This is a genomic window from Myxococcus sp. AB036A (assembly GCF_006547355.1).
Lineage (GTDB): Bacteria > Myxococcota > Myxococcia > Myxococcales > Myxococcaceae > Myxococcus > Myxococcus virescens.
In genome coordinates this window covers 1-20543 of the sequence record NZ_VHLC01000097.1, presented here as the reverse complement: position 1 = coordinate 20543, position 20543 = coordinate 1, and the positions used below count along the sequence as shown (strand labels likewise).

The 20543-nt window shown below is 68.9% G+C and carries 19 protein-coding genes; 14 read left to right on the top strand and 5 right to left on the bottom strand.

Annotation, left to right across the window (positions count from 1 at the left end; genetic code table 11):
• Both FL344_RS30190 and mbhE read right to left on the bottom strand, forming a co-directional pair.
• Window positions 1-444, bottom strand: coding sequence for an MnhB domain-containing protein (locus FL344_RS30190; RefSeq protein WP_141594141.1), 444 nt, complete (start codon window positions 442-444; stop codon window positions 1-3).
• Complete coding sequence (gene mbhE / locus FL344_RS30185; RefSeq protein ID WP_228565482.1) at window positions 441-2750, bottom strand: hydrogen gas-evolving membrane-bound hydrogenase subunit E; 2310 nt, start codon at window positions 2748-2750, stop codon at window positions 441-443. The genes FL344_RS30190 and mbhE overlap by 4 nt, the downstream gene beginning before the upstream one ends.
• A gap of 225 nt (window positions 2751-2975) precedes the next feature.
• Between mbhE and FL344_RS30180 the strand changes: the two genes are divergently transcribed.
• The 5 genes from FL344_RS30180 (at window position 2976) to FL344_RS30165 (ending at window position 9393) form a co-directional block, all read left to right on the top strand.
• Complete coding sequence (locus FL344_RS30180; protein ID WP_141620962.1) at window positions 2976-4769, top strand: thiamine pyrophosphate-requiring protein; 1794 nt, start codon at window positions 2976-2978, stop codon at window positions 4767-4769.
• A 265-nt stretch (window positions 4770-5034) separates the two neighbouring features.
• Entirely contained in the window at window positions 5035-5157 is a 123-nt protein-coding gene (locus tag FL344_RS39845; protein ID WP_255508251.1) for a hypothetical protein, read from the top strand.
• Between the two features lie 870 nt (window positions 5158-6027).
• Window positions 6028-6987: a Rieske 2Fe-2S domain-containing protein gene (locus FL344_RS30175; RefSeq protein ID WP_141620961.1), complete on the top strand. Its 960-nt coding sequence runs from the start codon at window positions 6028-6030 to the stop codon at window positions 6985-6987.
• Window positions 6971-7897, top strand: a complete 927-nt coding sequence (locus FL344_RS30170; protein WP_141620960.1) for a fatty acid desaturase — start codon at window positions 6971-6973, stop codon at window positions 7895-7897. Before FL344_RS30175 ends, FL344_RS30170 begins: the two co-directional genes overlap by 17 nt.
• Complete coding sequence (locus tag FL344_RS30165) at window positions 7894-9393, top strand: phosphatase PAP2 family protein (protein WP_141620959.1); 1500 nt, start codon at window positions 7894-7896, stop codon at window positions 9391-9393. Before FL344_RS30170 ends, FL344_RS30165 begins: the two co-directional genes overlap by 4 nt.
• Here the strand turns inward: FL344_RS30165 and FL344_RS30160 are convergent.
• Window positions 9381-10001, bottom strand: a complete 621-nt coding sequence (locus FL344_RS30160; protein WP_141620958.1) for a nuclear transport factor 2 family protein — start codon at window positions 9999-10001, stop codon at window positions 9381-9383. The two genes, FL344_RS30165 and FL344_RS30160, sit on opposite strands and share 13 nt — an antisense overlap.
• Window positions 10002-10189: 188 nt before the next feature.
• On the opposite strand from FL344_RS30160, the gene FL344_RS30155 reads away from it, so the two are divergent.
• The gene (locus tag FL344_RS30155) at window positions 10190-11134 is read left to right on the top strand and encodes a patatin-like phospholipase family protein (protein ID WP_228558567.1); all 945 of its coding nucleotides are present in this window, start codon (window positions 10190-10192) and stop codon (window positions 11132-11134) included.
• Here the strand turns inward: FL344_RS30155 and FL344_RS30150 are convergent.
• Complete coding sequence (locus FL344_RS30150; protein WP_141620957.1) at window positions 11131-11898, bottom strand: TVP38/TMEM64 family protein; 768 nt, start codon at window positions 11896-11898, stop codon at window positions 11131-11133. The two genes, FL344_RS30155 and FL344_RS30150, sit on opposite strands and share 4 nt — an antisense overlap.
• A 285-nt stretch (window positions 11899-12183) precedes the next feature.
• Between FL344_RS30150 and FL344_RS30145 the strand changes: the two genes are divergently transcribed.
• From FL344_RS30145 to xerD, 7 genes are read left to right on the top strand one after another with little or no spacing between them, the layout of a single operon-like run.
• On the top strand, window positions 12184-12639 hold the full coding sequence (locus FL344_RS30145; protein WP_090494461.1) for a general stress protein: 456 nt from the start codon (window positions 12184-12186) through the stop codon (window positions 12637-12639).
• Between the two features lie 46 nt (window positions 12640-12685).
• Complete coding sequence (locus tag FL344_RS30140) at window positions 12686-13024, top strand: hypothetical protein (protein ID WP_090494459.1); 339 nt, start codon at window positions 12686-12688, stop codon at window positions 13022-13024.
• Between the two features lie 32 nt (window positions 13025-13056).
• Window positions 13057-14277 carry a sodium:proton exchanger gene (locus FL344_RS30135; protein ID WP_141594149.1) on the top strand — a complete coding sequence of 407 codons (1221 nt, stop codon included), beginning with the start codon at window positions 13057-13059 and terminating at the stop codon, window positions 14275-14277.
• A complete protein-coding gene (locus FL344_RS30130) occupies window positions 14274-15572 on the top strand; it encodes a cation:proton antiporter (RefSeq protein ID WP_141620956.1) in 1299 nt (432 codons plus the stop codon). The genes FL344_RS30135 and FL344_RS30130 overlap by 4 nt, the downstream gene beginning before the upstream one ends.
• A gap of 53 nt (window positions 15573-15625) precedes the next feature.
• The gene (locus tag FL344_RS30125) at window positions 15626-16237 is read left to right on the top strand and encodes an L-threonylcarbamoyladenylate synthase (protein WP_141620955.1); all 612 of its coding nucleotides are present in this window, start codon (window positions 15626-15628) and stop codon (window positions 16235-16237) included.
• A gap of 22 nt (window positions 16238-16259) precedes the next feature.
• On the top strand, window positions 16260-17240 hold the full coding sequence (locus FL344_RS30120; protein WP_090494451.1) for a hypothetical protein: 981 nt from the start codon (window positions 16260-16262) through the stop codon (window positions 17238-17240).
• Between the two features lie 45 nt (window positions 17241-17285).
• Window positions 17286-18218 carry a site-specific tyrosine recombinase XerD gene (gene xerD, locus FL344_RS30115; protein WP_141620954.1) on the top strand — a complete coding sequence of 311 codons (933 nt, stop codon included), beginning with the start codon at window positions 17286-17288 and terminating at the stop codon, window positions 18216-18218.
• 52 nt (window positions 18219-18270) lie between these two features.
• Here the strand turns inward: xerD and FL344_RS30110 are convergent, their stop codons facing one another.
• Window positions 18271-19443: a DUF4388 domain-containing protein gene (locus FL344_RS30110; RefSeq protein ID WP_141620953.1), complete on the bottom strand. Its 1173-nt coding sequence runs from the start codon at window positions 19441-19443 to the stop codon at window positions 18271-18273.
• Window positions 19444-19702: 259 nt separating this feature from the next.
• Between FL344_RS30110 and trpS the strand changes: the two genes are divergently transcribed.
• Window positions 19703-20543: tryptophan--tRNA ligase (trpS, locus tag FL344_RS30105; RefSeq protein ID WP_141620952.1), on the top strand; the 841-nt coding region annotated here is incomplete at its 3' end.

Genomic DNA, 20543 nt, shown 5'->3' with positions numbered 1-20543 from the left:
CTAGCCCCCCATCTCCGGCGCCGTGGTGTCCTCCCCCCGGGCCATGCCCAGGATGAAGCACATGGCCGTCCCCAGGACGACCAGATAGATGCCCAGGTCGAAGAGCTGCGGGGTGCCCACCTTCAATCCATCCGTCCCCGGCACGGGCAACCGCGTCCAGATTCCAGACAGGAAGGGTCGGCCTTCCATCATCGGAAGGACGCCGCTGAAGAGCGCCACCAGCAGGCCCGCCGCGGCCAACCGGGTGGGGTGCACCCGCAATTGCTTGCGCGCCGCGGGCCGGCCAAACGCCACCATCAGCAACGCGAACGCCGTGGCCGCCATCAGTCCGCCGACGAAGCCGCCACCGGGGATGTCATGGCCACGCGCGGCCAGCACCAGGGACACGAGCAGCAGCACCGGGGCCATCAGCCGCGCCACGGTGTGCATCACCACGGGGCTCATACCTGCCTCTTCTTTCGCTGCGAGCGCGTGCGGAACAGGAGATAGACCCCCAGTCCGGACGTCGCCAGCACGGTGGCCTCTCCCAGCGTGTCGAACGCCCGGAAGTCCACCAGGATGACGTTGACGATGTTCAGCCCCTTGCCGGCGGGCACGCTCTGCGTTGCGTAGAAGTCCGCCAGCCGCGTGTGCGAGGGCGCCGAGGCCACGTGCAAGATGATCCAGGTGATGAGCCCGCCCACGGCCAGGGGCAGGGCCGCCGTCCACCAGCGGAAGCGGTGCTGATGCGGCTGCACCGGGAAGCGCGAGAAGACGAGCGCGAACAGGATGACGGTGAGCGTCTGCACCACGATCTGCGTCATGGCCAGGTCCGGCGCGCCGAAGAACACGTACAGCAGCGCCTCCGCCAGGCCCAACGCGCCCAGCGCGAGGATGGACGTCAGCGCCGAACGCGACACCACGGCCAGCACCGCCGCCGCCAGGATGCCCACCAGGACCACCACTTCATGGGACAGCACGTACTTGGACACGCCCCGGGGCCAGTCCCCCAGCCGCAGGACGACGGCCAGCGCCAGCAGTCCGCCGAACGTGGCCAGGGTGACGACGATGTACTGGTGCAGCGAGCCGTTCTGGAGCACCCGCGTCATCGACGAGGACAGCTTGAGCAGGCCGCTCAGGGAGGCCTGGTAGAAGCGCTCCGGGCCGTGGTTGGACAGGTTCAGGGCGCGCAGGCCCTTCAGCACCGGCTGGCGCAGCGCGAAGAGGCCCCCGCCGATGACGAGGCTCCCCACGCTCAACCCCAGGGCGGGCGTCACGCCGTGCCACAGCGTCAGCTTGAGGCCCCCCGCCTGGTTCCCGCCAATGTCCACCGCCGCCATGGCCAGCAGGGGCTGGATGGCCCAGGGCACCAGGCCCAACACCAGCCCCGCCGCGCCGAGCAGCGCGGGCCCCACCCACATGGACGGAGGCGCTTCGTGGACCTCCGACTCCGGCTTGCCCGCGCGGAACGTCTTGCCCGCGAAGGGCTGCACGCCCACGCGCAGCGCCGCGGCCACCATGCCGCCGAAGCCCACCGTGGCCCCCATCGCCAGGGGCCAGCCCCCTGGGCCCTCCAGGCAGGCCTCGTAGATGAGCTCCTTGCCCACGAAGCCGAAGAGCGGGGGCAGGCCCATCATCGACAAGGAGGCAGCCGCGGAGGCCGCGGCCGTCATCGGCAGGCGCTTGCGCAGCCCGCTCAGGTGCGCCACGTCGCGCGTGCCCGTCTCGTGGTCCACCGACCCCGCCACCAGGAACAACGTGCCCTTGTAGAGCGCGTGCGCGGTGAGGAACGTCACCATGGCCTGGATGGAGGCCGCGGTGCCCTGGCCCAGCAACATCACCAAGGCCCCCAGGACGCTCACCGTCGCGTACGCGAGCACCAGCTTGAGGTCCGTGTGCCCCAGCGCCAGCAGGGCGCCCAGCACCATCGTCATCGTGCCCACGATGGTGAGGATGGTTTCCCATGGGGGTGTGCCTCCCAGGACGGGCGACAGCCGCGCCAGCAGGAAGACGCCAGCCTTCACCATGGTGGCGGAGTGGAGGTACGCGCTCACGGGCGTGGGCGCTGTCATCGCGCCCGGCAGCCAGGTGTGGAACGGCATCTGCGCTGACTTGGTGAAGGCGCCGCCCAGCACCAGCAGGAGGATGGCCAGGTAGCGGGGGCTGTCGCGCACGGTGTCCGCGGCGGCGATGGTGCCGGAGATGGACAGCGTGCCCACCACGTCGCCCAGCAACAGCAGGCCCACCAGCAGGGACTGTCCGCCCAGCGCGGTGATGAGCAGGGCCCGCTGCGCGGATTCGCGGGCGGCGTCTTCCTTGTGCTCGAAGCCGATGAGGATGAACGAGCTGAAGGTCGTCACCTCCCAGCAGACGAAGAGGAGGAGCGTGTTGTCGGCGAGGACGATGCCCAGCATCCCGCCCATGAAGAGCAGGAGCCAACCGTAGAAGCGGCCCAGCACCTCATGGTGGACCAGGTAGCGCCCCGCGTAGATGACCACGAGCGTGCCCAGGCCGGTGATGAGCAGCGCCATCAGCAGGGACAGGCCGTCCAGCCGCAGCGCGAAGTCGATGCCCAGGTCCGGCATCCACGGCAGCGTCAGCGAGGGAACCTCCCCCTGGACGCCGGCGGGAACCTGTGCGCCGAACCACACCGCCAGTCCCGCCGGAAAGAGGGCGAGCACCCAGCCGGCCCATGACTTGAACAGCCGGGTGATCGGCACGGCCAAAGCCGCGGCGATGAATGGAACGAAGAAGGCGATACCCAGAGCCATGACCAGGAGGCAGCAGGCCATTGCCCGGCTGCTGCCTCCAGGCTTCTTCCTTGCACGTTCCCCACGAGGGTCAGTGGTGGACACTCCCCGCGTTCGCGCGGCCTCGAAGTGTCCATAAGTGCCCGGTCGCTGCCCCGGCCGCTGGACGGGCGGACGGGAGCTCCGCCGCAGGCGCCGGTGCCCGGGTGCCTAGCTTGATGACGTCCCCGAACCCGAGGAGCCGTCATGAGCGCCACCGTCTCCGACTATCTGCTCCACCGCCTGTCCCAGTGGGGCGTTCGCCGCATCTATGGCTATCCCGGCGACGGCATCAACGGCATCCTCGGCGCGCTCGGGCGCACGTCGGAGTTCCGTTTCGTGCAGACGCGCCATGAAGAGATGTCCGCGTTCATGGCCTGTGCGCACGCGAAGTTCACTGGCGAGCCGGGCGTGTGTCTGGCCACGTCGGGGCCCGGGGCCATCCACCTGCTCAACGGCCTCTATGACGCCAAGCTGGACCACCAGCCGGTGGTGGCCATCGTCGGACAACAGACGCGCGCCGCGCTGGGCGGCCACTTCCAGCAGGAGGTGGACCTGTTGTCCCTCTTCAAGGACGTGGCCAGCGAGTACCTGACGATGGTGACCAGCCCCTCCGCCATCCGCCACGCGGTGGACCGGGCGATGCGCGTCGCCATCTACGAGCGCACCGTGACGTGCGTCATCATCCCCAACGACGTCCAGGAAGAGGCCTACCACAAGCCTCCGCACGCGCACGGCACGGTCCATTCGAGTGTGGGCTCCAGCGTGCCGCGGGTGCTGCCTCGCGAGCGGGACTTGCGGCGGGCGGCGGACGTGCTCAACGCCGGGAAGAAGGTGGCCATGCTGGTGGGCGCCGGAGCGCAGGCCGCGGCGGACGAGGTGATGCACGTGGCGGAGCTGCTGGGCGCGGGCGTGGCGAAGGCCCTGCTGGGCAAGGCCGTGCTGCCGGATGACCTGCCCTATGTCACCGGCTCCATCGGTCTGCTGGGCACCAAGGCGAGCTGGGACCTGATGTCGGACTGCGACACGCTGCTGATGGTGGGCACCAGCTTTCCGTATTCGGAGTTCCTTCCGAAGGAGGGACAGGCCCGGGGCGTTCAAATCGACCTCGATGGCCGGATGCTGGCCATCCGCTACCCCATGGAGGTGGCGCTGGTGGGGGACAGTCAGGAGACGCTGAAGGCGCTGATTCCCATGCTCGAGCACAAGAAGGACCGGAGCTGGCGCGACAGCGTGGTGAAGAGCGTGCGGCAGTGGGAGAAGACGGCGGAGGCGCTCGCGATGGACAGCGCGAATCCCCTCAACCCGCGGCGCGTGTTCTTCGAGCTGTCACCCCGGCTGCCGGACGGCGTCATCCTGACGGCGGATTCGGGGTCGGGCACGAGCTGGTACGCGCAGTACCTGAAGATGCGCAAGGGGATGATGGCCTCGTTGTCCGGGAACCTGGCCAGCATGGGCTGCGGCGTGCCCTATGCCATCGGCGCCAAGTTCGCCTTCCCGCACCGGCCCGTCATCGCGCTGGTGGGCGACGGTGCCATGCAGATGAATGGCAACGCGGAGCTCATCACCGTGGCCAAGTACTGGAAGGAGTGGAAGGACCCGCGCTTCATCGTCATGGTCCTCAACAACCGGGACCTCAACATGGTGACGTGGGAGCAGCGCGTGCTGGCCGGCGACCCGAAGCTGCCCGCGTCACAGGACCTGCCGGACTTCCCGTATGCGGCCTACGCGGAGTCCCTGGGCTTCCTGGGCATTCGCGTGGACCGGCCGGAGTCGCTGGGCCGCGCGTGGGATGAGGCTCTGAGCGCCAACCGGCCCGTCGTCTTCGAGGCCTACGTGGACCCGGACGTCCCGCTGCTACCGCCCCACATCACCTTCGAGCAGGCAAAGCACTATGCCCAGGCACTGGCGAAGGGCGACGTGGATACGGGCGGCATCCTGAAGCAGTCGCTCAAAGGCATGGTGGAGACACTGCTTCCTCGGGGCGGTGGGAAGTCTTGAGCGGCAACCGCCGGCTCCTCTCCTTTAGCCAGGGGAGAGCGGGTCTCAGGAGCCGCCCGACACATCGACTCATTCCTAAACAGGAACCGAACGCCGCCCATGTGGGCACCGTTTAGCGCTCTCCGCCAACATCCGTGGTTCCAAGGCTTGCCTCAAAAAGGTCGGTTGCTCTTGCGACCCAATCCGCGAGTTCCTCCCACCCCTTGGGTGGCTTCCACCACCATTCGAAGCGCAAGGTCCGTCGGAAGCTCTTTTGCTCGACCCCATGGACAGAGCCGTCGGTCCCCACCGTGAAATCCCCGAAGCAGAACGCCGGCAGGAGCAGACCTTCCGCCTCCGCAAGGAGCTGCTGCCATGGCTCATGAGGAACGTCCGCATCGGCGACTGAAAGTCGAAGCGCAGCGGCTGTACCACCTTCATTTTGGCGTGCGACCTCACGGGCCCCAGTCACAGATGATGGACGTGTCCAGACAACGCGCCGGACCCTGAGGAGGGTGTCTTGCGGCCCCCGTCCGGTCCAAAGCAGCCATGCGCGATGGTCGGATCTAGAATTGTAATGCCAGACGCGAAGCAGTGAGCGGCCGACTCGCTGGGTTGGACTTGCTGTTTCCGGCTTGTCCAAGACCTGAAGCGCCCGCTGCTCCAGAGTTCGTGCGTCGTCACCTGTTTCGCGTGCCATATCAACCACGAGCCTCCATGCACGAACCCTTGCTGCCTCACCTGCGTCCCTACTGCGACCTGAACAATACCTTGACGGACTCGAACAGGTATCCAAGCCCGAAGCGGCCGGCGCCCAGGCCGAACGCATGCAGCCCTCCGCCCGTAAGCGTCTCCTGGATATTGCCGGCGTCCTTCTCCTCGAACTCCCAGGATCCCTTCTCCCTGTCGAACTGGACAGGGCGCTTGCAGGTGCCGAGGCCATCACACTGCTGGACTTCACGCAGGAGGTTTCGCCACAGCCGCGGTGCATGCGCCAGTCGAGCAACCGGCTGATGTTCAACCCGCCAAATGAGGGGATCCCTCAGCGCGTGACGTCGCCGACCTGTCGACTCTCCCCGTTTCCTGGCGCGTAGCCTTTCTTCTTCCCTGGCTTCGGTCCGCGAGATTCCTTGAAGCCCATCACTGGTGCGACTCGCCTCGCCATTTTCAACGGTCGCCGTAGGGCCGTCCCGACCGCAACCGTTCGTCCTGGGCACAGAGTCCTTGTCGCTTCTTGTCCATCCTTCAGCCCCATCATCCGTTGCGTTAGATTTCCAGGATGGTGGTGAAGATCGCCTCGCGGCTGGAGCCTGTGCGTCACCCCGAGCCAGGCCGTCTGCGCGCGTGGCACCTCGTGTGCCCCTCCGAGGCGCTCCGGCCCGGGCAGGTGATGCGCTGGAGCACGGGCACCCGGGAGCTGGTTCTCTTCCGGGAACGGAGCGGCGCGGTCCACGCGCTCGCCGCCCATTGTCCCCACATGGGCGCGCACTTGGGCGGAGGCACCGTGGTGGGGGATTCGCTGCGGTGTCCGCTCCACCACTGGCAGTTCGACGGCAGTGGCGCCTGCCCAGGGAAGACGGCACAGCGGGCCTTCCCCGTGGTGGAGCGGTACGGCGCCATCCTGGTCTTCAATGGTCCGGTGGTGCTCTTTCCTCCGCCGGAGGTGGGCAGCGGGGCGTTGCGCTGGGGCACGTCGGATCGCTTCGCGGTGCATTGTGACTGGCTGCCCGTGGTGGCCAATGCCTTCGACTTGGAGCACCTGCGCACGGTGCACCATCGCGAGCTGCGGGACGCGCCGGTGGTGGAGCGCCCGGACCCGTTCACCTTGCGCGTGCGGTACACGTCCCGTGTCACGGGCAGCGGGCTCAGTGATCGGGTGATGAAGTTCCTGTCCGGCGATCGCATCGGTGTCACGCTCACGCTGCATGGCGGAACGCTCCTGTCCGTGGAGAGCGACCTGGGGCGCACACGCAGCGCGTTGCTCGCGGGCCTTCATCAGAGCGAGGAGGGGTTGTTCGTGCGGCTGGCCTTCGCCGCGCGCCGCAGCCGGCTTCCGGGGGTGGACTGGCTGGCGCTCCAGGTGTCGCGGTGGCTGTTCACGTCGTTCCTGCGGCGCGACCTGTCCGTGCTCGACGGGATGCGCTTCAACCGGGCGGGGGCGGCGGAGGACCCGGTGCTACGCCAGGTGCTCGACTTCACCGACAGCCTGCCAGAGGCGCCCGATGACGACAGAGGGTGAGGGCGTGGGAACTCCGATTCCAGCCGCGCTCAACGCCGTGCTCCTGGTCTGCGCCATGGCGGCCTGTGCCGGGTGCTTGTGGCTGGCGTCACATGCGGAGCGGCTCGCCGTCCAACTCCTGGCCGCGGTGGTCTTCTCCTTCGTCAACAACACCGTGTTCTCGCTGCTGCATGAGGCCACGCACGGCGTGCTGCACCCCGTGCGGCGAGTGAACGACACGCTGGGCCGGATCGCCGCGGCGTTCTTTCCCACGTCCTTCACGATGCAGCGCGCCTTCCACCTGAACCACCACCGCCACAACCGGACGCACCTGGAGCAGTTCGACTACTTCCGGCCCGGAGACAACCGATTCCTGAAACGGGCGCAGTGGTACTCCATCCTCACCGGGCTCTACTGGCTGTTCGTCCCGGTGGGGGCCGTGGTCTTCGCGCTCGTTCCCGGATTGCTGCACCGGCTGCGCGGCACGGGCACCCGGTACGGCGAGCAGACGGGCGCGGACGCGTACCTCGGACGCCTGGAAGCAGCTTCCGGAGGTGCCATCCGCGCGGAGGTGCTGCTGGCGGTCTGTGTGCAGGGAGGGCTCGTGGTGGCGCTGGATGTGTCTGCGACGGGGTGGGGGCTCTGCTACGCGGCCTTCGCCGTCAACTGGAGTGCGCTCCAATACGCGGACCATGCGTGGTCACCACTGCATGTCCGTGACGGCGCTTGGGACCTGCGCGTGGCCGCTCCGGTGCGGTGGCTGTTCCTCAACTACCACTATCACCGGGCCCATCACCGGCACCCGCACGTACCCTGGCTCTACCTGGGGCGCTACGTGGACCCGGAGGTGGCGCGACCGTCCTTCCTGCGCATCTGGCTGTCCATGTGGCGAGGCCCTCGGCCACTGCCCGCCGCAGTGGAGGATCGATGAGCCCGCGTCCCGCGTTGTTCGGCTTGCCACGCAAGGAGGAGCTGGCCCTCACGGCCGCCATGGCCACGGGCTTCGCCCTGTTCTTCGTGGCGGTCTACGGCGGCGCGAGCTGGCTCACGGGCTTCTACACCGGGGGCCTCCGGGTGGAGCTGTCCTTCGAGCGCCACATCCCGTTCATGCCGTCCTGGGCGCTGGTCTACGTCAGCATGGACGTGCTGCTCCTGCTGTCCCTCTGCGTCTTCCGGACGTGGCGGGACATGGCGCCCTTCGCGCTGGCGCTGTGTGTGGAGACAGCGCTCGCGGCCGTGTGCTTCCTGCTCTTCCCAGTGGAGGTGGCCTGGCCGCCGCGCGCCGTAGAGGGGACCTGGGCGGGTGTCTTCCAACTGGCGGACACGCTGAACCTGGAGCGGAACTACCTGCCGTCCCTCCACGTGGCCTTCGCCTGCACGGCGGCCCTGGCCTACGCGGAGCGGGCGGGGGCGCTTGGACGTATCCTCTTCGGCCTGTGGGCGCTGGCCATCGCGGCGTCGACGTTGCTCATCCACGAGCACCACGTGGTGGATGTGGCCGCGGGGGCATTGCTGGCCTGGGGCACCTGGCGGTGGGTGGCTCCCTGGGCGCGCCGCACGGCGTTCCTGGAGGCCCTGCGAGTCGAAGCCTTGTGCGCCCGGGAGTCCTATCGCTTCGCGCGGCGTCACTTGCGTTACGGGCTGATTGCCCTGGTGCTCTACCGCTACGCGGTGAGCCGGTGGTGGCGCGAGGCACGGGTGGCGCGGGTGGGCTTCTGTTTCCTCCAACTGGTGGACGACGTGCTGGACGGGGACCGCGCGGTGGACGGAGAGCCGCTCGACTGGGTGGACGCGCTCCTCTTGGAGCTGGAGTCCGGGCGAGGGGAGGCCCCGGGGACGGCGGCCACGCTGGGGCGCGTGCTGCTCGAACGGCTGGGAGACGACACGGCGCGCGCCCAGGTCTTCGCGCTGGTGCGGACGATGCGCAAGGACCGGGAGCGGGTGAAGGCCGGACAGTGGTGGAGCGAGGAGGCGCTTCGCGCGCAGCAACGCGACACGTTCCGCTTGTCGGTGGATTTGATGCTGCACGTCGCCGGGGCGGGCGTCCGGGCCGAGGACGCGCCCGCGCTGATGGAGGCCTTCGGCTGGTGCTCGGTGATGCGGGACCTGCGAGAAGACCTCGCCCAGGGGCTCTACAACGTGCCGGAAGAGGTCGCGGCGGCCGTCCGTGGCGACGGCGCGGATCCGACGGACATCGACGCGTTGCTGGGAACGGAGGCGGGCCGCGCGTGGATGACGGCGGAGCACGTCCGGGCCAGGGCGTTGCTGGACGGCACGGCCGGCCAGTTGGCGGCGCTGGAGGGCCGTCCGGGGCTGGCGTTGCTGCGCCTGTTCCACCGCTCCATCGAGTCCTTCTGGCGCAAGCGCCTTCCCCGGCGCCATCCCTTCCTGGCCGAGGTGACGGCCCGCCAGCTTCAGGGCGCGTGAGGGGCGGGCCCGGGGCTTCGGCGCCGCAGCCTCCGGCCGATGGCCGCGCCCGCCACGAGCGCGCCAAGTCCGATGACCGTCGCTCCCGCGACCGCGAGGTGCTTCACCCGCGTGAGGAGGGGATTGTCGAAGACGTTGGTGGAGTAGTGGAACGCGGCGATTCGCCAGTGGTCGCCCTCCCGGACCAGGGTGCAGGTCCACCGGCCGTCGATGACGATGTCCGTGCCGTCCGTGAGGACATAGTGGTCCCGCGACGAGCCGCGCGCGATGCCAGTGTCGCCGTACAGGCGGGTCAGGTCATCCACCTCGAACTTCGCCTGGATGCGGTCCACGACGCGATTCGGCCCGCGCATCATCTCGTCGTAGTACGCGCGGATGGATTCCTTCCCCACGCGCACGTCGTTGTTCATCGTGGTGAAGGAGACATCCGGGTGCAGGTGGCTCAGCAGCCGGTCGATGTCCTGGGTATTGAGTGCGTCCTCCATCTCCTGCTTGAGGACGCGCAGGGCGTCATGGGTGGCGTCGGCGGTGGGCTGCTGGGCCAGCACCGCGGACGGCAGGAACGCGAGCAGCAGCGCCACCACACAACAGCCAGGCAAGCGGATCATCGAGGCTCCAGAGGCGTGAATCCGCCCATCCTAGAGAGGCTTCCGGCCGGTGGTGCATGGAAGTTGCCGTCCGAGGTGCCCCGGGGGCCCGAGGGACGGTGGACAGGGGCCCACGCCCCGGGGTGATTCTCGCCGCGCTGGCACGCCCCTATCCATCTGCGCCAGGTCCATTTCCCAGGAGGCGTGCCATGAAGGATCGTCCCGCAACGCTCGTACTGTCCGGCGGTGGGGCCAAGGGAGCCTTCCAGGTCGGCGCCGAGCGCGTCCTCCGGGAGGTCCACGGCTTCCGCTGGGAGCGCATCTTCGGCGTGTCCGTGGGCGCCCTGAACGCCGCGCTGCTGGCCCAGCACTCCTACCGGGCGCTGAACGACATCTGGTTGAACATCCGCGAGGCGGACCTCTACCGGAAGCTGCCGTGGCCGCTCGTGGCCCTGCGCGTGGGCCTGTTCCGCAAGCTGGGGCTGTACGACAACACGCCCATGCGGGAGCTGATCCAGCGGCACCTCGCCGGACACCGCTTTCGGGTGCCCGCCCACGTGGGGCGCGTGTCCCTGGTCTCTGGCAACTACGAGCTGGTGCCCAGCGACTCGAGGGACTTCCTGGATGCAGTGTGGCAGAGCTCGACGTTGCCCATCCTCTGGGAGCCGGTGGGCGCGACGGCCCTGGTCGACGGCGGACTGCGCAACGCCACGCCCCTGGGGGATGCGCTGGAGTTCGGCCCGACGGAAATCGTCGTCATCGTCTGCTCACCATCCCAGATCGAACGGGCGAAGCCGCCGGCCAATCTCCTGGAGGTGGCCACGCGCAGCCTGGCCGACATCACCCTCAACGAAATCCTTCTCAATGACGTGGATGCCTTCGTGCGCATCAACGACATCGTCCGTCAGGCCTATGACGCGGGGCTCACCGTGCGGCGTCCGGATGGGGTGCCCTACCGGTACTGCCGCATCACCGTCATCGAGCCTGCACGGCCCATGGGGGACATGTTGGACTTCGCGCCGGAGGTGATCCGGATGCGGCTGCGACATGGTGAGGAGATGGCTCGGGCCGTCTCGCTGCCCACGGGTGTGGGCCCAGGAGAGCGCGTGCAGCGCCGCGTGGAGCTCTTCCCGGAACCGCCCATGCATGCCTAGAACGCCGCGGGCTTGGCCGTCGCTTCGGAATGACCGATGGGGCGTCGCGCGGGCGGGGGCGGCTCCGCGCGTGGCTTCGGCGCTTCTTCGTTGATCTCCTTGTAGAAACGCCGCCCGATGTAGCCGCCGAGCACCAGCGACACCACAAGGCCCGCGGCGGCGACCGCCGTCATCGTCGTGCGGCCCTGGGCCAGACCACTGCCGAGCTGCGCCGTGAGGTAGGTGCCAGGAAGGGTGCCAATCATGATGCCGGCCAGCGTGGGCATCAGCCGCGCTCCGCTCGCCGCCGCCGCCGCTAGCATCACGTCGGTGGGGCACAGCGGATTGATGCAGGCGGTGAAGGCGAAGAGGAAGTCATGCCGCCTCGCCGCCCGCACCAGTGCGGGGTACTTGCTGCCAGCCAGGCGCTTCATCAGCCCCGTGCCCAGCTTGCGCGCCGCCGCGAAAAGCAGCAGGCCCGACAGCAAGCCGCCCGTTAGTGAATAGAGGGTCGCTGCGAGCGTGCCAAACATCATCCCGCCCACGGCCGTCAGCAGCTGACCCGGAAGCAGTGTCACGGGCCGAATGGCAAGGAAGCCGATGTATGCAATGGGCGCCCACTTCCCGAAGGGCTCCAACCAACTGGCGAGGCGCTGCTGGTCGACGAAGTCCGGTCCAAGCAGCCGGAGTGCGACAAGCCCCCCCATTGAGACGAGCATCGGGGCCAACACCCGGAGCCAGGTCTTCACCGACTGCGCCACGCCGTACCTCCCCCGCGGCCCCACTTCCGCCGCGCCGTGGGCCTGAAAGTGAAGGTGGTTTCGGGAATCCGCAATGTGCAGTGGGGTGTTTCCAACATGAAAGCATCCGGCCGGGCAGCCCGCCGCCCGGTCCGAAAGCTCGGCAGGCGTTTCGAAACCCACGAAATCACAAGGGTTTTCGTGTGGCGTATCAGGCGTGAACGGCTGGCGGTGTACGGAGCTTGCTTGCATCGGGGCGCTTCCGTCCCAAGGTTTCAAGCAAGGGGCACCAAGGCGAGGGCTGGGGTAGTCACGAGAGGAGATAGGGAAATGTCGGACAAGGACAACAAGGGCAGCATGACGGTGGCCGAGGCGGGTCGGAAGGGTGGCGAGACGGTCCGGAACGAGCGCGGACGCGAGTTCTACGAGACGATCGGCCGCAAGGGCGGCGCCACGGTGAAAGCCGAGCGCGGTCGCTCCTTCTACGAGGAGATCGGCCGCAAGGGCGGCGAGACGGTAAAGGCCGAGCGCGGCGCCAAGTTCTACGAGGAGATTGGCAAGAAGGGTGGCGACCGGGTGAAGGCCACCCGAGGGCCGAACTTCTACGAGGAGATTGGCCGCAAGGGTGGGCAGAAGGTGAAGAAGCTCATCGAAGAGGGCAAGCGGGCCGCGCGGGCCGCCATGGCGGCGCAGGAGGGCGCGGCAGGTGCTCCGCCCCAGGAGGGTGCGGCGCCATCCACCCCCCCTTCTTCCGGAGAGCCGGCGGGGCCGGGTCAAAACGAGTAGCACCGCGAGCGTGGCGCCAGACTCGCGGACCGACTAAGAGGGCCGCGTGTACCTGGTCATCACGTTCCTTGAACAGTTGGAAGGAACCGAGCGGGCCATCCGCCGGCTCCGGGAGTTCGGTATCCCGGAGCCGTTGGTGGTGCGGGCTCGGAGCGCGGCGGCGGCGTTATCCGCCGAGGTCCCCGTGTTCGCGGGGCTCCGCAGTCTGGCGTTGGGCGCCGATGACGATCGCGTCATCCTGGTGAGCCTGTTGCCAGGCCTGCCCCCGGAGGAGATGGAACGATTGGTGCAGCGCGTCCAACTGGAAATGGACGCGGATGAGCCGCCCATGGGACGGCTGGTCGCCATGCCAGTGATTTCCGCGCCCACGCATCGCCGGTCGTGACGGGAAGCGTCCCGTCGTTATAAGCACGGGCTGTGCAAGCGCTGCTCGTCTTCCTATCCATCGCGGCGCTGTCGCTGCTCGCCTCCAGCCGTGCGCTGGACCCGGGGCGCTTTCCAGCGCTGGCGAGACTGGCGGCCAGCGGCTTCCTCTTCGTTCTGCTCGGCATCTTCCTGGGGCCTTCCGTGGCGGGGGTGCTCACCGAGCGGCACCTGGAGGCCATGCGCCCGGTGATGGCGCTGGGGCTGGGCACCGCGGGCGTGCTGCTGGGCCTGAACCTGGAGCCCCGGCTGCTGCGCCTGTTGCCGCGGTCCGTCTACCTGTCGGGGCTGGCGCACTCCGGAACGGCCTTCTTCTTCGTGGCGCTTCCATTGCTGGTGCCGCTCGTCTTCACGTCTGCCCGGGGGCTGCTCGGCGCGGTGGGCGCGGCGGCGATGTTGGGGGCCGCGGCCAGCCTTTCTTCGGGGCACTCGGCCGTGCTCGCGTGGCGCGCGGGGCGCCTGGACCGGGCGCGCGGCCTGGGCGTGGCGCTGCTCACCATGCTGGATGACGCGGTGGGTCTGGGCGTGCTGGCGCTGGCGTTGATGCTCGGCGCCGCCAGCAACGTGGGCGAAGGCCTGGGGCTGGTGTGTCTGGCCTTGCTGCTGGGCGTCATGTGTGGGGCGCTGCTGGCCTTCCTCACGCATTCGTTGAAGGACCTGGCGGAGCTGACCACGGTGACGCTGGGCGGCGTGGTGTTGGTGAGCGGCGCGGCGGCGTACCTGCGGGTGTCGCCTTTGCTGGCAGGCGTGGCGTGTGGAGCGACGCTGGCGGTGGTGGGAGGCCGCACCTCGGAGCGCGTGGCCCGCGCGCTGGGCCGGGTGGAGCGGCCCGTGTTCCTGGTGCTCGTGTTCCTGGTGGGCTGCGCGGTGCATGCGCGGGACTACTGGGCCTGGGTGCTGATGCCCGCCTTCGTGGGCCTGCGCTTCCTGGGGAAGATGCTGGGCGGCCGGTTCGCGCGGCGGCTGGTGCAGCAGACGCTCGTGCTGCCACCCCGGCTGGGCTACGCGCTGATCGCCCAGGGCGGCCTGGCGCTGTGCCTGGTCGCGGAGTACGGGATGCTCGTGCCGGGAGGGCTGTCGCGGCGCGTGCTGGACGTGGTGGTGATGGGCGCGGTGGTGAACGAGCTGCTGGCGGGCCAGGCCTTCCAGTACGTGGTGGACCCTCCCCGCACCATGTCCGAGAACCCGGCTGACAGCGACAAGGTGGCGGCATGAAGGGCGCGGTCATCCGACTGCTGCTGTTGATGGTGCTCCTGGCCATCATCAGCCGGGCACAGGTGCTCCGGGCGGACTCGGGGACACCGGTGATGCTGGCCGCGGGCGCGCTGCTGTTGTGCGGCCTGTTCGCGGGAAAGGTGGCCAAGGGCCTGGGCCTGCCTCGCCTCACCGGTTACCTGCTGGTGGGCGTGGCGGTGGGGCCCTATGCGCTGGGCTTCATCCCGAACGCGGGCGTGAAGGGGCTGGAGCTGGTGAAGGGGCTGGCGGTGAGCCTCATCGCGCTGGTGGCCGGCACGGAGCTCCGGTTGGGGCTCATCCGACGCGTGGGCGCGCGCGTGGCCTTGCTGTGCGCGGCCGTGTGCGGCGTCACCTTCCTGGTGTGCTTCGGGGCCACCTTCGCGCTCAAGCCCTTGTTGCCCTTCCTGGCGGACATGACGGTGCCCCAGGCGCTGGCGGTCAGCGCGCTGCTGTCCACGGTGGTGGTGTCGTTCTCTCCCACCGTCACCATCGCCATCGTCCAGGAGACGAGCGCGCGCGGCGCCTTCACGGAGTTCCTGATGGCGCTGGTCATCATCGGCGACTTGCTGGTGATGGTGGCCTTCGCGCTGGCCGCGGGCCTGACGAAGGCGAGCTTCGGCGGCGGGCTGGACGTGACGGAGCTGCTGGGCGGGGTGGGGTGGGAGCTGTTCGGCTCGGTGGTGGTGGGGCTGGTGCTGGCCGTGGGCATGCTCATCTACATGCGCGGCGTGAAGCAGGAGCTGCCGCTGTTCCTGGTGGGCCTCTGCTTCGCCGCGGCGGAAGGGGGCACGCGCCTGCACCTGTCGCCGCTGCTGGTGTCGCTGGCGGCCGGGGCACTCATCGCGAACCTGGACGAGCACGCGGGCGAGCGCATCCACAACGCCATCCAGCAGGCGGGGCTGCCAGTGTTCGCGCTCTTCTTCGCCGCGGCGGGCGCGGGGCTGAAGCTGGACTCCCTGCTGACGGTAGGGCCGGCGGCGATGTTGCTGGTCGCGCTGCGCGGCGTGGCCATCTGGCTCTCCTGCCGCCGCTTCGCCCCAGCGGACGACCCGCGGCTCAAGCGCTACCTGTGGATGGGACTCATCTCCCAGGCGGGCGTGACGTTTGGCCTGGCGGCCCTGGTGTCCAGGACATTTCCCACCTTTGGCCCCCAGGTGGAGGTGCTCATCGTCGCCATGATTACCGCCCACGAGCTGGTGGGGCCGGTCCTCACCCGGCGCGCCCTGGCGGCCTCCGGGGAGATCCGCGCGGACGACGCGCAGGGAACGGCATAGGCTGTCAGGCATCCACACCTTCAGCAGCAGTCACAGGAGGCACGGAGGACATCATGGCCGCACCCATCCTCGAGGTGGACACGGAGCACCCTTCACCCCGCCACATCCAGCGAGCGGTGGAGGTGCTGGGGCGCGGCGGCCTGCTGGCCTACCCGACGGATACGTACTTCGGGCTCGGCTGCGACTTGAGCTCCAAGAAGGGCATCGAGCGGCTGTACCAGCTCAAGGGACGCGACAAGAAGAAGCCCCTGTCCTTTCTCTGCCCCGACCTGTCGGACGTGGCCCGCTACGCGCACGTGAGCAACTTCGCGTACCGGACCATGAAGAGCCTCACTCCGGGTGCGTTCACCTTCATCCTGGAAGCGACGCGTCTGGTGCCGGACCTGATGATGTCCAAGCAGAAGCAGGTGGGCATCCGGGTGCCGGACTCGGCGCTCGTTCGCGAGCTGACCCGAGCCCTGGGCCGCCCTCTGGTGACGACCTCCGCGACCAATACGGAGGGTGAGCCCCTCACGGACGCAAAGGATATCAAGGAAGCGCTGGGTCATGGCCTGGACCTCATCCTTGACGGCGGCGTGACGCTCAATGAACCGTCGACCGTGATTTCACTCATCGGCGATTCACTTGAAATCCTCCGGCAGGGGAAGGGTAGGCTGGAGGACTAGAACCCGAGAATAGGGGGATTTCTTGGCACAGGGGGGAACACGGCCGAGCTCCGTGGATGCACCGGAGCAGGTCCCAGGGCTGCTCAAATTACTGCTGTTGCTGCTGTTCCGGCCGGTGGACCTGCACTACCGGCTGCGAGCCGCGGGCATCCGCGTTCCGGGTGCACGGCTGGGGACGTTGTGTCGCGAGCAGTCCGAGGGAGACCGGGCCACGGCCGTCTATGTCCGGCGCATGCTGCTGTTGCTGCTCGTCGGCGCGCCGGTGGTGACGCAGGTGCTGGGCCTGGCGCTCGTGACGGCGGGCCTGCCGCTGGAGCGAGGCTGGGTGTTGTCGGCGCTGTTCTGCTCGGCGGTGGGACTGCTGGTGGCGCAGGTGTTGGGGCTGGCCGCGGGCGTCCTGCTGGGCTCGCTGTCCAGTCTGGCCACACTGCTGGGACTGCACGCCACGGCCGCGGATGCCTTCGGGCCGGAGCTGGGTGGGGTGGCGGGCATGGTGGTGGGGGTGTGCCTGGGGAGCGTTGCCGGGTTGGCGTGTGGGAGCATCAGCGGCATCGCCATTGGCCGGGGCCCCTCCGTGGTGAGGGTCCAGATGGCGGCCATCCTCGCCAGCCTGACGCCGATGCTGCTCTGGAGTGGGACGACGAATCCGTCCTACGCCGGCGCGGTGGCCGCCAGTGCGTTGGTGGCCTTCCTGGTGAGTGCGTTCCGGCTGCCGCTCTATGCGCTGGAGGTGCTGGCGTCCGCGGTGGCGTATGCCGTGGAGCGCTGGACGGGGCGGCCCACGCTGGGCTGGGTGCCGGTGCGTCACCACAACCTCAGCTATCTGCCGCATCCCTTCCTGGGGCGGCATCTGGCGCTGGCGGTGCGCTCGCGGCCGGCCGAGGTACTGGCGGTGGCGGATGCCTGCCTGCGCTCGCCGGGGAACATCGTGGTGGGCTGGCCGTGGGTGGTGCAGGCGCTGGAGTCGGCCTCGCCGGAGGGGGCGAGGGAGCCCCGGGCCTGAGCCGCTGAGTTGCCTCGCCGCGCGCCTCCGGTAGCCTGCGCGGCGATGGAAGGAATGCTCGATGCGTTCATCGCCTTCATCCGCGCGGAGCGCGGACTGTCCGGCAAGACGGTGGACGCCTACGCCGCCGACATCAACGTGTACTTCGAGGACCTGCGCTCCCGCGGCATCTCCGACGTGACGCAGGCGCGGCAGGAGGACGTGTCCGCGCACCTGGCCGCGCTGGGCAAGCGGGGCTTGGGCAAGCGCAGCCAGGCCCGTCACCTGGCGGCCCTGCGCGGCTTCCACCGGTTCCTCGTCGCCGAGCGCATGGCGGACAAGGACCCGACGGAGGACCTGGACACGCCCCGGTCAGCCCGGAAGCTGCCGTCGTTCCTCACCCTGGAAGAGGTGGAGCAGCTCCTGGCGGCCCCGGACGAGCGCACGTCCACGGGCGTGCGTGACAAGGCCATGTTGGAGGTGCTGTACGCCACCGGCCTCCGCGTGAGCGAGCTGTGTGGGCTGGGCATCAACGACGTGCAGCTCACGGCGGGCTATCTGGTGGCGAAGGGCAAGGGCGCCAAGGAGCGGCTCGTCCCGCTGGGGAGCGTGGCCATCGAGAAGGTCCAGGCGTACCTGGCGGAGTCCCGGCCGGCGGTGCTGGGGCGGCGCAAGTCCCAGGCGCTGTTCGTCACGCCACGCGGTGCTGGCTTCACGCGGCAGGGCTTCTGGAAGCTGCTCAAGCGGTACGCGCTGAAGGCGGGCATCGTGAAGCCGCTGTCACCGCACAAGCTGCGGCATTCGTTCGCCACGCACCTGGTGGAGCGTGGCGCGGACCTGCGCGCCGTCCAGCAGATGCTGGGGCACGCGGACCTCGCCACGACGCAAATCTATACCCACGTGAACGCCGCCCGGCTGCGGTCCGTGTACGACGAGTTCCACCCGCGCAGCGACGTCTTCGTCCCCAAGGCGAAGAAGACGCGGGCCGCCGCGAGGTAGGGGCGGCCCGGGGCCTTCCGCGCCGTGGAAGGAACGTTCCGTCCGCTGGCGCTCAGCCCCCCACGCCGTGGATGGGGAGGCCGAACGGATCTGTGTGGGCCCGCCGGGGCCCGCTCCCTGGCAGCGGGGCCACGCGAATCAGCCCGGACGCCATCAGTCGGTGCACGGAGCGGGACGCGGCGAGCTCGCCCATGGCCGCCGTGCGCAGGGCCTGCCGGATGCTCCGGCTGCCGCGCAGCTTCGAGTACAGGTACAGGTCATCCGCCGTCAGGTCGGGCGGGGTGGGGCGCGGAATCGGCTCGAACACCAGGCGCCCGTCGAGCGCGAAGAGCTCGTCACTGAGGGCCAGCGTCAGGCGGATCTCCGCCTCGCGGTACAGGGCGTGGGCTTCCGGGACGGGGCCTTGCTCCAGGATTTGCGCGGCCAGGGCGACGGCATGGTCATACTGACCGGCTTCCAGGAAGCGCTTCACCAGGGTGAGCAGCTCCTCCAACTCGGCGGCTTCACCCAATCGGGGGCCGAGGGCCTTGCGCGGGGCCAGGGCCCCCCGCCGGTACAGGTGCAGCACCCAGCGCGCGGCGAAGAGTGGGGCCTCCCGGGCGCTCGCGAGCATCTCTCCCAGCGTGGCGCCGCTCGCCGCCAGGTCCAGCAAGACGTCCTCTTCCTCCGAGTACGTCTCCACGGCGAACTCGCGGAAGACGCGGAACGTCGTGTCCATGCGGGGGAAGATGTCGCGGAACATGCTCCACTCGCGACACCGCGACACCGCGTCACGGTGCAGGGTGGACAGCGACAGCTTGAGGCCAATCGCCCGGGCTGACGGAGGGAGGCCCGGGGTGAACACCACCTCGCCGGACTCCCAGGCGTAGCAGTCGAACAGGGACTCGCGCGCCTTGTGCTCCAGGGCCTCGATGAGGCGGGGCAGCTCCACGAAGCAGCGCTGGACCAGGAAGGTGCCGTAGGGCATGCCCGCCCCCTCGGCCGCTTCGAAGGCCGCCGCGGCGCGGGGGGCGTCCAGGATGCGGAGGTTCACCAGGATTTGGGCCAGGTGCTCGCGCGGGTCGTTGGAGCTCTCGCCCACCAGGTAGCCGTCCTTGACGTGGAAGCAGCGCCGCACCGCGCCACGTTCCACGCTCAGCACCCCTTCAACCCCGGGCGCGCTGAACAGCGGCGGCATCACCAACTGCAAGCGATAGTTGGCGAGACTTCCGTTGAATGGCTCCATGCAGGTGCTTCCTCCAAGGTGGGTTGGCCCGCGTGAGGAACCCCCAGGGTACCGGCGCACCCCACTGTGATTCAATTGCAAGTACCTGAATTTGCTCGGGATTTCTTGACGGGGCGCAAAGTTCCAGGGAGAGTCCGTCTTGACTTCGGATACTGAACGGGCGCAGGACACGGGCAACGGACGGTTGCAGGGCCGCGTCGGGTGTGCGAACGAGCCCCGTCCGATTCCCGATTCCGCCCAACCGAATCAGAGCGAGTCCATGCGAATTCTTTCAGGAGTGCAGTCGTCCGGCAGGCTGCACATCGGCAACTACTACGGCGCGCTCCGCCAGTTCGTGCAGCTCCAGGATGAAGGCGAGGGGTACTACTTCATCGCCAACCTGCACGCGCTCACCACCGTGAGGGATCCCAAGGCCGCGCTGGCGCTGACGCGCGAGGCCGCCATGGCCTACCTGTCGCTGGGGTTGGATCCGAAGAAGGCCGTGCTCTTCCGGCAGAGCGACGTGCGTGAGGTGCTGGAGCTGTACTGGATTCTGGGCACCGTGACGCCGCACGCGCACCTGGAGCGGGCCCACAGCTACAAGGACAAGGTGGCCAAGGGCATCAGCCCGGACTTCGGCCTCTTCGCCTACCCGGTGCTGATGGCCGCCGACATCCTGCTCTACAGCGCGGACTTCGTCCCGGTGGGCAAGGACCAGATTCAGCACATCGAGTTCGCGCGCGACTGGGCGGTGAAGTTCAACACCCAGTACGTGCCCGGCTACGACCCGGCCGACCCGGAAGGCAAGGAGCGGGGCCATGCGCCCGGCATCCTCAAGCTGCCCGCGGCGCGCATCCAGGAGACCACCCAGACGGTGCCCGGCGTCGACGGCCAGAAGATGTCCAAGTCCTACGGGAACACCATCGAGCTGTTCGGGGACGAGAAGGAAATCAAGAAGCGCATCATGTCCATCAAGACGGACTCGACGCCGGTGGACGCGCCCAAGCCGCTGCCCACGCAGTCGCCGCCGCCCGGGCTCGTCAGCGATGCGCCGCTCTACGACTTGCTGAAGCTGATGCTTCCCGAGTCCGAGTTCGCCGAGGTGGACGCCTCCTGGAGGG